Raw genomic sequence first — 15,509 nt, 5'->3', positions numbered from 1 at the left:
ATTAATGTTTATGCCTGAGTTGTTATTGAAAATAAGCACCTCATTATTGGTAATATCATCCTCATTGGATTTGTTTTCTAATTTGTATTTGATGATGAAACGGTTGTTGTTTTCACCAGCATTGTTTGCATGGAAATAGTAGGGAGCTAGTCTTAAATTGTGTGTGAAATTTAATTCTAAATCTTCTACATAAATTTCTTGATTTTCTTCTAGAAGACCATCTGCAGCTGCTATTGCCAAGGTATAACTACCTGGTGCTGGTACGTTAAAACCGATTTTCACTTTGTCTTTGTCATCGAATGGAACAGGGCGTCCTTGAATGGTCATTTTATCTGTGCCGATTAATGAGTAGATTTTTAACACACCTGGTTTTACTCCAATAACTGCATCAAAAGTTCTGTCTTTTTCCAAGGTTGCGTTTGTAGTGTACCCAATAAGCGTTCTGTCTGAAATTGCATTCGTATTGCTTATGTCTAACCAAAGTCGGTGACGTTCGTTACTTAGAGTGTTATTTTCATTACGGTTAGCAGTTCTGTAAAATTGGCTATTGTCATACGATCTGCTTCTTAATGAATTGTTGAAGGTTACCGTTTCTGTCGTTGGTGCACCGTCTAACATGTTGACTAAGAAAGATTGGCCACCAGCTATGAAGCCGTTAAAACCTGCTGGTCCGCTTACGGTTCCTAAGGCGTTGTACGTAATATAATCGTTAGGTGTATAATTAGCGGAGAATGAGCCATAAAAAGAGTTTGGTATTGCTGTAGAAACTGGCGTTGCGTGTGTCCATAGTCTTACTGCTCCTTCAATGTTTGTATTTAAGTTAATAAAATCAACTGCATCAATTGAAGAAGGATATGGATTTCCTACTAGATTCCAATTGTCGCTGAATCTTGTAATTGTAGTGCCATTTGTTCCCAGATAATCAGGACCAGTATAAGTACCTCTGTTTATTGCAGGTTGGATTACACCGTTTCTAGGTACACCGATGAAATTTCTAGAGAAAATATTTCTCATGATGTAACCTACACCTGAAAGCATAGGAACGTTTGCGGCTCCAACCCAATTGCCTTCGCCACCGTTACTATTTGGAATATCTGCATCCCAAGTGTAAATAAAGCCAGTAGGAGTGTTTACTGTATTTACTGGAGAAGACCAATACACGTAATCGTTTGTATTTGCAGTAGTATTCCTTTGGTAGGAAATAGTACCAGTGTTTACCCCTGTATCATTTACTTGAATTAATGACCCATCGTCTAAAACATTAACCGTTCCGTTTATCGTGAGGTCAGATTGAATTTCAATGAAGTTATTTGCTTTGATATCTAATGTTTTATCATTGTTTACAATCAAGTTGTTACAAATAAAACTTCCGTTCACACTTGAATCATAATAACCGTCTATAATTGCTAACATTGTACTATTAGGAACCCCATTAGACCAGGAAGTACCATTCCAGGTAGTTGAATTTGGGTGTATTATAATACCCCAATAATCAGTAGCTGCTGGTCCCGACCAAATTAATGTAGCTAAATAGGGATTGTCTATAAATGGATTTCTATTTCCTTGAATGTTGTGAACGGCATTGTTTCTGTTAATTTCTTCAATTGAAACTGGGTCTTGGATATTCCATTCTAAAAAGATATTTGGCATATCATTAAGCGGACTGTATGACGTACTACCAAAACCAACAGATGTTGCTGGGGTTTCGTTTCCGTATCTTACGTATAAATACATCATCATTCGTGCTACATCGCCTTTCCATTCGTCTCCTGGATACCAAGTACTTGTACTCATTGATTTGGCAACGCCTTCACCGTCTTGAAATATTTTGTTTCCTCTGGTGCTATTGAATTGGCAATCTACCGCTCTAAGGTGGTGAATGTCTGTACTCACACCTGGGATGGTTGTACTCATTGGTGGATTTGATAATGATTGTGGAAAGGTATGTTCCCGATTCCAAAGTCCGATACAATTACTAGTAGCCCTTGCGGTTTTACTTCTCGATCTGTCGTTATTTGTAGCTGTATCAGTATCATCATAGCCGTAAACTAACAATACATTAGCTGAATTTTGAGTGTCTTCATCTGAAATCATTATTGCATCCCATGTGTCAAAAGCTGTTGAGGTATACGGCAGCATGGTTGTGTGGGTAGTAGTAATTAAACTAGATAACTGCACTTTTAAGTTATCACCCGTTTGTGTGAAATCTACACCTGAATAATACGCAGGTATTTGCGCAAATAATAGGGTAGGTAGCAGTAATAAAAATAGTAGTTTTTTAATCATAAATTTGGGGAATTTAGTTAAATCAAAACATCCAAATTTAACATTTGTTTTGTAATAAACCAATATATTTTATTCATTATTTCCATATTTATTAACATTATGTAGGTTTTAACATTAAATATGTATTTTGTTTGTTTTATAACATTTTAGTTTTGTGGTTTTATTACCAATGTACTTAAAGACCCAACTTTGGGTTTTATTTGACTTGTTACGTACGAAAAACGAAATGGTGTTGCGCTATTGGCAACCCTGAAAGTATTAATTTAGAAACTTAGGTTGTTCGTTTCACAAACAATTGTATGGAAGTGGTAAACTAGCAGCCCATTTGGATTATTACACCCTTTGACTACTATTAATTGTACTTTGCTTTAAGTTCTTTGTATTACGAACGCGAAAGGATCTGCGAAGGGCTTGGGTTGTGTTTTGGTCTGCCATTTCCTATGCTATTGATATGGGGATTTGATTGGGTATCAGCCGTAATTTCGACATTATCTATAGCTATGGATCCGTTTTCTTTATTGGTGTAGTAGAATCTTACGTATCGGGTATTGTTTTTAAGGGAAAATTTTTGAGTATCCTCATTTACAGGTAATGATTTATATACTTTTACGTTTGACCAATATACTCCGTCTTTTGATTCTTGTAGGCTAAAAGTCCCTCCGTTAAAGGAATCGCCTTTTATTTGAAATGTAACTTTATTAGGCACATTGTTGAAAACTACCTCGTAATAATCGCCTGCATTTTCTAGTTTACCTAAATTCAAAGACTTGTCAGAATTGGTAGTATTTGCTGCTGTACCCCAATCTGTCCAACCTAGTGGTGTGGTGTTCCAAGTAGTTCTTTCTACTGGCAGATTTGTTTGTGCATAGCTTATTGCTACTGAAAAAAGTATAACTAAGGTGCATTTGTTTTTCAACGTCATTTTATTTGCTATCATGTTCATTTTATTTTAAAATTATATGTGCAAACGTACTACTCTGAGAAGACTTTAAGTTGACGTAATTATTACTAATTTGTTAATTTCTATTTTGGATTTTATTAAGTGGAACGGGATGGTATTAGCTTCGCTGAACTTTTTTTCGCTAACGAGCGAGAGTTTTCATTTATTCTACTCGTTTAACTTCGTTGAATCTTCGATTTCAGCAGCTCTTAAACATCTCATTACTGACTAAACGAACGCGAAAGGATTCGCGCACGAGGGGGGCACTCTTTATAATTAGGAAAGCGGTTTAGTTTGTTTATTAGTTGTATGATGTATTTGTCTGTCAATGTGATTTTTCATTAATCATTATCGTCATTTTCATCCATTATCGTCATTTTCATCTTCTTTTTTTATCAATTCATTAAGCTTGATACTTTCAATGTCAATCTCCTTTGTATAAAGAATATTAATTCTTTTTAAAATCATAAAGAGTATAAGAAATATATCTATTGTATATTTATAAAGCAATATTCCTAATACAAACTGAATTAAATAATTTAAGTTATGATTTGTTAGTAGGTAAAAAAAATCGTTTAAAGATTCATTATCTATAATTAGTATGCTAGATAAAAATAATGCAATTAGCGCTTTCACTGAAAGGAAAACTGAAAAAGAGACATTGTATAAAGTTTCTTTGAGTAATTCTAATCTAATTTTCTTCTGCTTATATGATATTTTTAGATTTTCAGATGATATACTTGAAATTAGTAGAACTAAAATGTTAAGATAAAGTCCAATTAAAATTGAAAGACTGATACCAAAAATATTTTTCACATCGCTATCTGGAATTTTTATTAGTATTAATACAATAGCAATAATTATTGGTAGAAGAACAAATTCTTTTACATAACTTGAATTACCCTTACCTTCAGTCAAAGTTAATTTATGACCTATTATGATGTTTTTAATATTTAGTTTTGAATACATTAGAATATATTTAGTCCAAAACTTCTAATTAGTTTTTTTGCTTCTTTGTTGATTTCTTTAAATTCTGAAAAACCTTTAGTGTTATTCGAAACTTCAATATTGTAATAAGGTCTAATCTTAAACGTATCATCTAAATCAATGGTTCTTGTATTACCATCTTTAGTAGCAATTACTTTAACATTGGTATTGTCATCAAATCCTATTTTTTTAAAATCATTACCTTCAAAAAAACCTTCATTTTTTTCTAAATTTTTAAGAATTTTCTTTTTAGTGCCAATTGGTATTGTAGAATTTTCTAGAGGTACAATTCTCATTTCAACTTTGTATTTTGAACCATCTATATAAGTTCCTAAGTATTGTTCTGCTTTATCACTAGAAACAATTTTTTGACTTAGTATAATACTATTATATTGACCATTTTCAAGATATTCTTTAATAATTTCAGATTCAACAAAGTTGGTTAATTTAGTATTTAATTCTGATAAGTTTTCGTGTATAAATTTTTTGAATAGTCTTTCAAAAACACTTTTTGCAGAATGCTTACCTTCCCTTTCCAAAATAATATAACCATGTTTTAAACCCAAAGGAATTATTACCATAAAATAATAAGGACGCTCGACTGATTGCCCTTTCTTTTTGGTATACAATACAGTTTTGTCTTTGTTGTTTTGAACAACATCTTGTTCTTTACCATCATCATCACCAATCATAATTTTACCAGATATGTATCGTAAAGAATCATTAAACTTGAAAATGCTTTTTATTTGACCATTAACTTCTTTTTTTTCAATTTTTGAAGTTTTACCATCTATTTGTTGTGGCGGAAAAGTGTCTACAAAATTGGCGAATTTATTTTTCAATTTATCATATAAATCATTACCATAGACATCTTCTAGTATTAAATTTTCATTAGGTTTTCTATTGGGATGAGCTATAAAAGTATAAACTTCTAATTTTCTATGTTCCATATCTTTTATTTATTTCAAATACTATATTTTTTTGTTAAGAATACAAATTATATCTTAGTTACCTGAAACACCATTTATAAAAGTCTCAACGAAAACAACTATTTTATTGAGGATTTTATCTCCTAATTTTTTTCGAACTAATACAGATGGTTTTTCGCCTTCAATTAAATCTAACACCTCATCTCTTAAAGGTTCTCTTTCGGCAAATAGGTAACTTTCAATTAATTTATGTGTTTTGTCTGCTGATAGATTTTCTTCTTGAACTAATTGATTGAATGCTTTTTGTTGTTCTTTATTCCAATATTTATCAAATTCTTCTGGGATTGTATCGGTATCTTCAATAATTGGTAAGTTTTCTAAAATGAATTTTTCAATTAATTCTCGTTTACTTCTTAAATTGGCTTCACCTGTTAATAAATCAACAATTTCTTTTTGTTTTTTTTCTTTATCAACTTTTGTGGTGTCTTTTAATGCTGCTAATAACTTTAATATGTATGTAACATTAACTTCATCACGGTGAATTAACTCTAATTCAAAATCAACATCTTCAAGAATTGATACTTTTTCTACTTGGTGTTCATTTTTTACTTTGTCGTATAAATCAAGGTATTTACTTTTATAGTCTTCAAATAATTGTTCGTTCATTGCTAAATCTTCCCAAACAAAATCTGCAAAAGTTGCCATTGTGTTCTTGATACGCATTAATTCACGAAACGCTTTTATAAACTCTAATTCATCTTCTTCACTTTGGAGATTATTTACACTGTTTACCGTTGGAACTACTTTTAGTAACCCTATAAAAGCATCATTGAATTTCTTAACATAATCCTCATAAGGCTTCATTATGATTTCTTCAATAGCTTCTTTATTACTAAACAATGTTATTGCTTCGTCTGTTGCCTTCTTTAGGTTACGGAATACAATTATATTTCCTTGTGACTTTTGTTCGTTTAAAATACGATTAGTTCTAGAATAGGCTTGAATTAATCCGTGGTATTTTAGATTTTTATCAACGTATAAAGTATTTAATGGCTTGCTATCAAATCCAGTAAGAAACATATTTACAACTAATAAAATATCAACTTTACGCTCTTTTACCTTTTTAGAAATATCATTGTAATAATTGTAAAAACTTTCGCTGTCTTTGGTTGAAAACTTGGTTTCAAACATTGTATTATAATGGCCAATAAATTCATCTAACTTTTCACGAGTATGCACATTTAAACCATATAAGGCTCTTGGTTCTTCTACTACTGATAATTCTTCAGGGATAAATCCATTAGCATCTGCATCGTCTTCATTAGCTGAAAAACTAAATATAGTAGCTACTTTCAGGTTATGATGACCTGCCAACTTCTTTTGTTGCAAAATGTCGTAATACTTGATTAATGTATCGACACTACTTACACAAAACATTGCTGTGAATTCTTTATTATAGGTTTTTCGATTATGATGAGCAATAATGTAATCCGCTATTTTTTCTAAACGCACTGGAGCTTCCATTAACTCTTTTGTATCAATGTCTTCTACTTCAATATCTATTGCTGTGGCACTTTCTTTTTGCTTATATCTACCAACGTATTCAATAGAAAACTTTAATACATTTTCATCTTTAATAGCATCTGTAATTACATATTTATGCAAACATTCTCCAAATAATTCTTTTGTTGTTCGTTTTCCTAATTCATTTTTAACAGCATTATCTGCAAAAATTGGAGTTCCTGTAAAACCAAACATTTGATATTTATTGAAAAAATCTTTAATTCTATTGTGTGTTTCTCCAAACTGTGAACGGTGGCACTCATCAAAAATGAAAACAATATGTTCATCTTTTAGTTTTTCCATTTTACTTAAATACTGGCTTTTACTTATTGCTGTATTTAATTTTTGAATGGTTGTTACAATTAACTTGGTATCGTCTGAAAATTGATTTACTAATGCTTTTGTATTGTCTGTTCCGTCAATACTACCTTTATTGAAACTATTAAATTCTTTAGTTGTTTGATAATCTAAATCTTTTCTGTCAACAACAAAAACCACTTTTTTGACTTGTGGCATTTGCATAATGATTTGACTAGCCTTAAAAGAAGTTAGCGTTTTACCCGATCCTGTTGTATGCCAAATATAACCGTTGTGATTACTGTTTTTTACTTTATCAATTAAAGCTTCAACTGCATAATACTGGTATGGACGAAGTACCATTAATATTTTATTGGCTTCATTTAAAACCACATACTTGCATATCATTTTTGAGATATGACAAGGTTCGAGAAAATCACTTGTGAAACCATTTAGGATATTGGTTAAACGTTTGTTTTCTTTATCAGTCCAATAATAGGTTTGTTTGAAGGATTGGTATTTATTATTAGCGTAATACTTGGTATTTACTCCATTGCTGATAATAAATATTTGAATGTATTGGAATAAAGCTGCACCTGCACCAAAGGAATGTCTCTGATAACGGTTGGTTTGATTGAATGCTTCTTTAAGTTCTAAACCTCTACGTTTTAATTCTATTTGCACTAATGGTAAACCATTAATTAATATAGTTACATCGTAGCGATTTTTGTAACTGCCTTCCATTGTAACCTGATTGGTTACTTGAAATTGGTTTTGACACCAGTGTTCAGATTGAATAAACTCAAAATAAAGATTATCGCCGTTATCTCTAACTATGTGTTGTTTTTCTCGTAGTGTTTTGGCTTTTTCAAATACCGAACCTTTGCTTAGAATATTTAACACTCTCTCAAATTCTTTATCCGAAAAAGTAATGTTATTGTGCTTTTCTAATTGCTTTTTAAGGTTTGAGAGTAATGCTACTTCATCTTTAATTTCAACATAACTATAGCTCAACTTTTGCAGTTGTTCTATTAGTTGTTCTTCTAAAATTTGTTCGGGTTGTTTAGCCATATTATACTAAATAATCATCTGTATATTCAGGTGGATGTATTAATTTAAAACCTTTAAGGTTTAGACTTTTAGTTGTGTAAAAACAAATTTGAATGGCAGGTAATGAATCTAAATATTTGGTATTATGTTTTTTGTCAAAAATTGTTCTATTACTGTAGGGAGAACTAAAAGATTTACTGTTTATACCATATACTCTTATTCCATCATATTTAAATATCTTTAAAGTATTTTTAATATGCTCAATAATTCTTGCTACTGTGGTAATATTTTCTTTATATAAACCTTTATCTTTCATTAATTGTTTCGTGTCGTTATACATTTTGAAATGTATCGCATTATCAATTAAATTAAAACATTTTTCTTCATCTAATAGATAGGTAGATTTACAAATCATATATCCATTACTATAAGACGCTCCTTCTGAACCCCACCAATGAGCATTCTCTATAAAAGAGTCCCAAAAATAGTAACCATCCCCAAGCCAAGCATTATTTCGGTCACATTTAAATGGACCATTTTGCTCAACATAATCTGGATTTCCTCTATCTTCTAGCGTTTGATAAACTGTTCTGATAGTCAAAATAAATTATATTTGAGTGGTGTTTTTCTTTAGTTCGGATTCTAAATTAGATAAATTTAGAGTTGGCAAAATGATTCCAGGTACATTTGCTTGTGTAGTAACTAAACTTAAATACGCTCTTACATAAGGGAACAAAATTGCAATACTGTTTCTGTAGAAAAATTCAGGTATATTATCAAAACTATCAATGTTCTCAAATTTAAAAGTTCCTTTACAACTGATTTCGGCAAATGGGTTTTCATCTGTATTTTGAGCAACCTTAACTACAAATCGTAATTCAAAATTTTGATTTTCATTAAAGTATATACCACTAGTATCAAACGAGAGTGATAGGTCTTTGCTGTTGTGATTATTTAAATCAATTGAGACTTTGTCAAATTGATAATTGATAATTGAAAATGCTGCTTTTTGCATAATACTATTTATTTAGATAAAAAAAAACCCGAAGAATACTTCGGGCTATATTGGTTGTTTTCTATTAGACATCCCTTTTGTGGATCTTCTGAATGAATCTGATAATACATTTGGGTATTTTTCAGAAACTCTTCTACAGTTGGCCCAATCTTGTCAAATTCTGCGCTTTTTGCCCAATCTTCCAAGACTTTCTCCTGAGGTGTTACCTCAAAATACTTCTTTAATTCTTCGAAAAAATTGTTCATAACTAATTATTTTATTGTCTATGTTAAAGCAATAGACTTTTCTTTGTATGGTGCAAAAGTATAACTAATAAACTTTATAAAAAAAAATATTACAATAAAAATGTGTTAAAATGTTTCATTTTAATTAAAAATAGTCTGCAACACCTCTCTTTTAAAGTGGTCGAATTTGACCACTTTAACTTTTATCTTTTTTTATTTACACAAACATCTGTTGTAACAATCCTTTTTTGTATTGTTGGGTTTGCTCTATTTGGGCTTGTGTGCGAGTTATTTTATCATCTATTGTTGACAAAAAAGTGGCTATTTTTTCTTGTTCTTTGGAGCAAGGAATCATAACTAAACATTCACCAATTTCACCTAAATTAATTTTTTGAGGGAATGCAACATGAATTGTTCTTTTCCATAATTCGCTTTGAAACTCACTTGTTGAAATATATTGATTTAAATATTTAGAAATGATTTTATCAGATTGTTTTATTAAAGCTAAGCTAACATAAAAAGAAGCATTAACGTCCCAATCTATTAGCCTTGACGTTCCAATATCGCCAATACGAGTCATAAGAATATCTCCTTTTTCTAACTTCACTCTCTTATTCTCTTTGTCAAATACTTCTTTAGATACGAACTTTGTAGTACCAAAATTATTTGCTGTTACATGCTCTACACTATAAAAAGGAATACCACTTTCTAAATAGTTTGGAGTTTGATGAGTACCATCATAGATTTTTGCAACTTGACTTAACTTCTTTTTTTCCCATTTCGGAAACTCTTTTCCATTTTCATCCTTAAACCTAAGTTCTTGAGCGAATATTTTTTGCATAATGCCTTTTTTATATTCTTCTAATAAACTTTTCTTTTGTTTGAGTTGTTCTATTTTTTTATCTAAAGTATTAAGAAATAAAGTTATCTTTTTTTGTTCGGCTACCGATGGCACAAATATTTTATCGTGCAATACATAGGCATTACTAATTTTCATATCGTTTTTAGCTCCTTTTTTTACTAAAGGTCTAAGATAACGATTGGTATTTTCGTCTAAAGAGAAATAATGTTCTATAAATTCGCCGTGTGCATTTTCTTCTTTTACGTTATATACTGCATAGAGCGTTGAAACAATACCTGGTTTCTTTTTGTTTTGTTTTATAATACCATAAGGATTGGCTTTTAATGGACTTTTGGTGTAAACAATATCGCCAACTTCTACGATGTGATATTGATGCACCGAAACACCTGCATAGCTTCTACCTAAGTGTTCAATTTGGTTTACAATACCCATTTCACCAGAAACAGAAAGTACTTCGTCTTTGGTATATTTTAAATCGGTATTTCGTTTTTTGGCTTCTTTTAAAAGTTCGCTAAGTTTTGTGTTATTCCAATGGTCTGAAAACTCTGGGAAACGGATTACTGGTCTAGCAGTTTGTTGTTTTTCCATAATTAAAAAGGAGTTTCAATATTTAATTCTTTGCAGAAAGACAATAATGCTTCATCAGTAGCACTCATTTCCTTTTCCAACTCTTTTAGCTTTTTAGAGACTAACGGTATATCAACACTGTCTTGCTCTTCAAAAGTATTTACATAGCGAGGAATATTAAGATTGTATTCGTTGTCATCTATTTCTTGTAAAGTAGCTAAATAACTGTATCTATCAATAACTTTTCTTTCCCTGTAAGTATCTATTATTCTATCAATATCTGTTTCGCGTAATGTGTTTTGAGTACCACGTTCAAAATGTTCTGAAGCATTAATAAATAATACATCGTTTGGATTTTCTCTACATTTTTTGAAAACCATTATACACGTTGGAATTGGTGTACCATAAAATAAATTAGCTGGTAAGCCTATAACTGCATCTAAATAATTACGGTCTTCAATTAAATATTTTCTGATATGTTGTTCTGCACCACCTCGGAATAAAGCACCGTGAGGCAACACAAGAGCCATTGTACCGTTGTCGGCTAAATGGTGTATCATGTGTTGTACAAAAGCAAAATCTGCTTTACTGCCTGGTGCTAGTTTGCCATATTGTGAAAATCTGTCATCGCTTGTAAATAAGGGATTGGCACTCCAATTGGCAGAAAATGGCGGATTGGCAACAATTGCCTCAAACTGTAACCCATTGTGTTGTGGATGTTCTAAAGTGTCTTCTTGCTTAATATCGAATTTACGGTAATGTACGCCGTGCAAAATCATGTTCATACGTGCTAAGTTGTAAGTAGTTCGGTTCATTTCTTGTCCGTAATAATTACTTACTTCTTTAACTTCTTTAGCCACTCGCAGCAAAAGTGATCCACTACCACACGTTGGGTCATATACTGATTTTAGTTTGTTTTTTCCTATAGTAACTAATTTAGCCAATACCATACTTACTTCTTGTGGTGTATAAAATTCACCTGCTTTTTTGCCTGCACCACTAGCAAACTGACCAATTAAGTATTCATAAGCATCACCTAAAACATCCAATTCGGTATCTTCTAATTTGAAATCAATCTTGTCTAAATGAGAAAGTACTTTAGCTATAATTTCGTTTCTTGCCTCTGGTGTTTTTCCTAATTTGGTACTGTTTAAATCCATATCCTCAAAGAGATTATCAAAATCATCTTCGCTTTCTGTACCCATTGTACTTAATTGGATGTTGATAAGGATTTTTTGTAGGTCTTCAATGATAAAGTTACTTTGTCCTTCTATATCACTATTACCACGTTTAGCAACTTCACTAAATAGTTCATTTGGTTTTAGAAAATATCCTAATGTTTCTAATGCTTCTTCTCGAATTGCTTCTATGTATTCTGCTCCGTTTTTTGTGTTTTCATTAATGGATTTATATTTGATACCATCGGTTTTTAAAATTCCGTTAGCATAAATTTCCATTTTTTCAGCAAGATATTTGTAGAAGATGAATCCAAGTATGTAATCTCGAAATTCATCGGCATTCATTTTTCCTCTAAGGGTGTTGGCAATATTCCAAAGTTGTTGTTCGAGTTGTTTTTTTTGGTCTTCTGACATTTTAGTACGGCTTTTTATTTATTTGACGTAAATATATAATTTTAAAAAGAATTTAGTTATACTTCTGGTTCTCATTTTAACTTTTGAAACTTTAGTTTTTTAAAACAATCTTATCTAAAATATTGTTGTAGTTGTATTTAAAACAAAAGTAAATTTTAAAAAAGTTTTAAGCATACGGAAAACCGTACGGATATATTCAAAACCGTACGGTTTTCCTCATTCGAAGAATATTTTTAGTTTTCTGCTGTAGTTGATTTTAGCGAGATAGTCAATGAATTCTGGGAGTTCGGAAAGTGATAATAAGCCGTTTGTGTTTTGTGGCATTACTTCGCAATTGAAGTCATAGATGTGTTTTTTATACTTGAATTCGCCAAGAGTAAACAACAATAACAAATAGGCATGGCGTTCGATTCTTTTTTCCTTTTGCTTCATGATGTTTTCATTAAAATAGAGTGTGAGAATTATTTTTTTAGAAGCGATGTTGTAATCTTCTAATTTGATTTTAGTGTTTTGGATTAATTCTGCTAAATCGTTTGGTATTGTTGGGGTTTCAAGATTTAATGGTGTTATATATACTTGGATTGCGAAGTATTGTAAACTTGGAATTTTTTCTTCTAGTTCCTTCATTTTTGGGAATAGTTTTTTGTAGCCATGAGCTGTAAAAAATACTTTTAATTTGTTTTCGTTTTGTGGGTGGTTTGTGATGAAATATTCTATTCGTTTGGATACGTAGTTGAGGTTTCTTTGAAGGTGAAAGAGTACTTCGTCTTTGTTGATTTCTAGTTTGCAAGCATGGTAGATGGCTTGTTCGTTGTCTTGGAACCAGGTCCAGAAGTTTTGGATGGTTTTTTGTTGGCGGGGGTTTAATTGTTTGTTCATTTTTTTCGGATTTTACGTTACACTTGTTTGGCACGCGGATTAAGCGGATTTTCAAGCGCGGGTTTGACGGATTTTTTTGTTTTCTGTTTGATTTAAGCTGTGTTTAATTGGTTGGACTGCTACGTAGTTTAGTTTTTACCACATAGGAACATAGGTTTAGTTTTTTAGGCGTTTTACTTTGGTTAGGATTGATAGTTGCTTGAACTTTGTTCAAGGGGTTAGCCTACTGCGTAGGTATCTCGACTGCGCTCGATATGACAGGTTTAACGGGGTTAAACGGAAGCCTTCTGCTTAGGAGATTCCTAGTTTCTCTCGGAATGACACAATCATTGTCATGATTGATGGGGAATTTATCTTTTATCTCTGGATTCATTTTGAAAGGTGATTAGGTTGAACATTTGTCTCATTCTTGATCTTAGGCGGTTGCCGTATAGGGTTTCGATTTCGCTGGCGGATAGGTTAGTGGTGATGTGGGTGATGGATTGATTTTGCACGAAGTCTTCGTAGCGTGAAATGATAATTTCTGCCATGACGTTGAGGTCGTTGCCGTAGTGTTTGATGTTTTGTTCGGCTCCTAAGTCGTCGAAACAGTAGCCAGTTAAACGCGTTTGTATGTGTTCTTTTTGGGTGTAATTTTGTAGTGCATCGAAGCCATTTTTTGCGAACTCGAAAGATATTTCTCTACATGTTTTGATTTTGTAGTCGTGTTTGTGGTAAAAAAATGGTCGAATTAACGCCATAATTGACGTTTTCCCGCATCCAATTGGTCCCGACAATAAAATACCTTTGTTGAGGTCTAAATTGAGCTCCTGAGCCTTTTTTTCGTCTCGAATGGCATAAATTACCAATTTGAGAATGGTTGGGTGGTCGATGGCTTCGATTTTGAAATAACGACCGTAGGTGCGTTTGCCTTGGTACTCGATGTAGTTTAAGCACCAGTTGAAGTTGTAGACTTTGATTCCGTTTTGGATAACGAACGTGTCTTTGATGGTGTTAAAGCGCTTCTCCATAATTTTTTTGATTGGTTACGTGAAGGTGGTTAGGGTTTAAATTGATTGTTTTGGGTATTGTTTGAACTAAAGTATTTGGTTTGTCTCCAAACTTCTTTGCGTTGAGCATCCAATTTCTTGCAGCTGCTTTCCAGTCTTTCATTTTGGTTCTGCCACCGACTAACCAGCCGTTGCTTTCGAAATAGTTGAAAAAGCGTTGGGCTTCGATTTCGGGAAAGTTTTTTTCGATGAAGAAGATTTGGGTTTCTTCCAAAGTGGGTTTTGGAGGTCTCGATTCCGATTTATCGGAACAGGCTACCACACGACTTGACAAAGGAGCCTCATCTTTCTTTTTATTTTTTTCGCGCAACTTTTTTTGTTTTTCTTTTTCTTTTTCAATTTTTACATCCGATTCTTGAACCTCATCAAAAATTGAATTTGTAAAAAACTCACTTTTTTCATTTTTCAATTTTTTTTGCTTATCCAAGTTTATAATGTTTGTATTGTTTGTATTGTTTATATAAGGTACATGTTTAGAGCTTGTTTGATGCTTGTTTAGAGCTTGTTTAGTAACCTGTTCATCAACCTGTTCAATAACTTGGTCATTTTTTGATTTGGTTGCACGCTTTTTTAGTTCTTTTTTTGGAACTGGTTTAGTGTAAAAATCCAAGTTGCAGACTTCCAAAATGGACCCTTTAAATGGGTTGAATGATGGTTTATAAATCACATATTCTCTTTCGGTTAAATCTTTTATGCATTTGTGGTAGGTTGCGGTCGAAGCAATTTTGCTAATGCGCATGAGTTCGTCTCGTGAAATGCTGATTGGATTTTGAAATCGGTTTTGATTCCATAGTTGGAATATGGCCATGTAGAGGCTTATGTGGGTTGGGTTGAGCTCGTAATCGGTGCTTACTTTTTCGAAGAAGCCGGTTAGGTGTTTGATGTAGTTCATGGTTTTAGTTTAAAAGTTTAGAGTTTAGAAGTTTAAAAGTTGTGGTTTTAAGCTGCGCTTAAAAGGTTTGGACTACTGCGTAGTTTAGGTTTTACAACATAGGAACATAGGTTTTGTTTTTAGGCGTTTTACTTTTCATAGGAATTATAGTTGCTTGAACTGTGTTCAAGGGTTTGGCTACTGCGTAGTTTAGGTTTTACCACATAGAAACATAGGTTTTGTTTTTAGGCGTTTTACTTTTCATAGGAATTATAGTTGCTTGAACTGTGTTCAAGGGTTTGGTTACTGTGTAGTTTAGGTTTTACCACATAGGAACATAGGTTTTGTTTTTAGGCGTTTTACTTTTCATAGGTTGTATAGTTGGCTTGAACTTTGTT

13 protein-coding genes are annotated in these 15,509 nt (G+C 32.1%); all 13 read right to left on the bottom strand.

What is annotated here, in order from left to right; genetic code table 11:
* Positions 1-2,286 (bottom strand): endonuclease (locus DPN68_RS08070; protein ID WP_193477862.1); only part of this gene is annotated, 2,286 nt, incomplete at its 3' end.
* Between the two features lie 382 nt (positions 2,287-2,668).
* A complete protein-coding gene (locus DPN68_RS08065) occupies positions 2,669-3,223 on the bottom strand; it encodes a hypothetical protein (RefSeq protein ID WP_133256582.1) in 555 nt (184 codons plus the stop codon).
* Positions 3,224-3,586: 363 nt separating this feature from the next.
* Positions 3,587-4,195 (bottom strand): hypothetical protein, encoded by a 609-nt coding sequence (locus DPN68_RS08060; protein ID WP_113989137.1) that lies wholly within the window; start codon positions 4,193-4,195, stop codon positions 3,587-3,589.
* A complete protein-coding gene (locus tag DPN68_RS08055; protein ID WP_113989136.1) occupies positions 4,195-5,163 on the bottom strand; it encodes a hypothetical protein in 969 nt (322 codons plus the stop codon). Before DPN68_RS08055 ends, DPN68_RS08060 begins: the two co-directional genes overlap by 1 nt.
* Before the next feature lie 54 nt (positions 5,164-5,217).
* Positions 5,218-8,073 carry a type I restriction endonuclease subunit R gene (locus DPN68_RS08050; protein WP_113989135.1) on the bottom strand — a complete coding sequence of 952 codons (2,856 nt, stop codon included), beginning with the start codon at positions 8,071-8,073 and terminating at the stop codon, positions 5,218-5,220.
* A 1-nt stretch (position 8,074) separates the two neighbouring features.
* Complete coding sequence (locus tag DPN68_RS08045) at positions 8,075-8,653, bottom strand: hypothetical protein (protein ID WP_113989134.1); 579 nt, start codon at positions 8,651-8,653, stop codon at positions 8,075-8,077.
* A gap of 6 nt (positions 8,654-8,659) precedes the next feature.
* Complete coding sequence (locus DPN68_RS08040; RefSeq protein ID WP_113989133.1) at positions 8,660-9,067, bottom strand: protein-export chaperone SecB; 408 nt, start codon at positions 9,065-9,067, stop codon at positions 8,660-8,662.
* An 8-nt stretch (positions 9,068-9,075) separates the two neighbouring features.
* Positions 9,076-9,312: a hypothetical protein gene (locus DPN68_RS08035; protein WP_113989132.1), complete on the bottom strand. Its 237-nt coding sequence runs from the start codon at positions 9,310-9,312 to the stop codon at positions 9,076-9,078.
* 196 nt (positions 9,313-9,508) lie between these two features.
* Positions 9,509-10,741, bottom strand: a complete 1,233-nt coding sequence (locus tag DPN68_RS08030) for a restriction endonuclease subunit S (RefSeq protein WP_113989131.1) — start codon at positions 10,739-10,741, stop codon at positions 9,509-9,511.
* 2 nt (positions 10,742-10,743) lie between these two features.
* Positions 10,744-12,312: a type I restriction-modification system subunit M gene (locus DPN68_RS08025; protein WP_113989130.1), complete on the bottom strand. Its 1,569-nt coding sequence runs from the start codon at positions 12,310-12,312 to the stop codon at positions 10,744-10,746.
* Positions 12,313-12,528: 216 nt separating this feature from the next.
* On the bottom strand, positions 12,529-13,191 hold the full coding sequence (locus DPN68_RS08020; RefSeq protein ID WP_113989129.1) for a hypothetical protein: 663 nt from the start codon (positions 13,189-13,191) through the stop codon (positions 12,529-12,531).
* A 350-nt stretch (positions 13,192-13,541) separates the two neighbouring features.
* Positions 13,542-14,201, bottom strand: a complete 660-nt coding sequence (locus DPN68_RS08015) for a P-loop NTPase family protein (protein WP_162298404.1) — start codon at positions 14,199-14,201, stop codon at positions 13,542-13,544.
* Entirely contained in the window at positions 14,185-15,132 is a 948-nt protein-coding gene (locus DPN68_RS08010) for a transcriptional regulator (protein ID WP_113989128.1), read from the bottom strand. The genes DPN68_RS08015 and DPN68_RS08010 overlap by 17 nt, the downstream gene beginning before the upstream one ends.
* Positions 15,133-15,509 lie beyond the last annotated feature (377 nt).

Origin of the sequence: Flavobacterium tibetense, assembly GCF_003293845.1 — a bacterium.
Taxonomy (GTDB): domain Bacteria; phylum Bacteroidota; class Bacteroidia; order Flavobacteriales; family Flavobacteriaceae; genus Flavobacterium; species Flavobacterium tibetense.
The sequence above is the reverse complement of the archived record's forward strand: the minus strand, read 5'-3'. Positions and strand labels throughout refer to the sequence as shown.